General features: G+C 57.4%; 1 protein-coding gene and 1 pseudogene. One reads left to right on the top strand and one right to left on the bottom strand.

Annotated elements, in window-relative coordinates; all coding sequences use genetic code 11:
- Positions 1–40: 40 nt before the first annotated feature.
- Positions 41–235: pseudogene (locus tag MD273_RS18665) on the top strand (integrase core domain-containing protein); the annotation flags it as partial.
- Between the two features lie 96 nt (positions 236–331).
- Here MD273_RS18665 and MD273_RS18660 read toward each other — a convergent pair.
- Positions 332–605: ATP-binding cassette domain-containing protein (locus MD273_RS18660; protein WP_502846084.1), on the bottom strand; the 274-nt coding region annotated here is incomplete at its 5' end.

The raw sequence follows: 605 nt of genomic DNA, 5'->3' as shown, positions 1-605 counted from the left end.
GCCCAAGCCGGCGAAGAGCTCTGTAACCTGCTCGCGATAGCGTGCTGCCATTGACGGGTGGGCCGACTACTATAACAATTTCCGGCCACACTCATCGCTTGGATACCAAAACCCGGCAGCCTATGCCGGGACTATCGCCGCAATCGGCGCCAGCGCTGCGCAGGATGGAGGCTATGCGTTTCTGCCGATTGCTACCACCGCGCCATTTGCGTATCACAAGAAAAACCAGACTCTCCGGAGAAATGGAGGGTCGTCGGGTCTCAGGTCAAACAACCTATCGATTACGGCTCACGGTGAACTGATCACCCGGCCTATCGTCTGAGCAGATCTCTCAAAGATAGCTGGCCGCGAACAGACTGGCTGCGTATGGATGATGGGTGATGCCGGCGGCCAGATCCTGCCTGGAAAGGTCATCCACGAAGGCGCCATCCTTCATGACCAGAACACGATCGCACATATGGGCAATCACGGCCAGGTCGTGGCTGACCAGTACATAGGTCAGCCTTTGATCGTCCCGCAGATCAGCCAGCAGGTTCAGGATTTCGGCCTGCACCGAAACATCGAGCGCCGAGGTCGGTTCATCCAGAAGCAATATTTCCGGCTCC

It is taken from the genome of Marinobacter sp. C7, assembly GCF_022343555.1.
Taxonomy (GTDB): domain Bacteria; phylum Pseudomonadota; class Gammaproteobacteria; order Pseudomonadales; family Oleiphilaceae; genus Marinobacter.
Note: the sequence above shows the minus strand (reverse complement) of the source record. Positions and strands in the feature narration are given on the sequence as shown.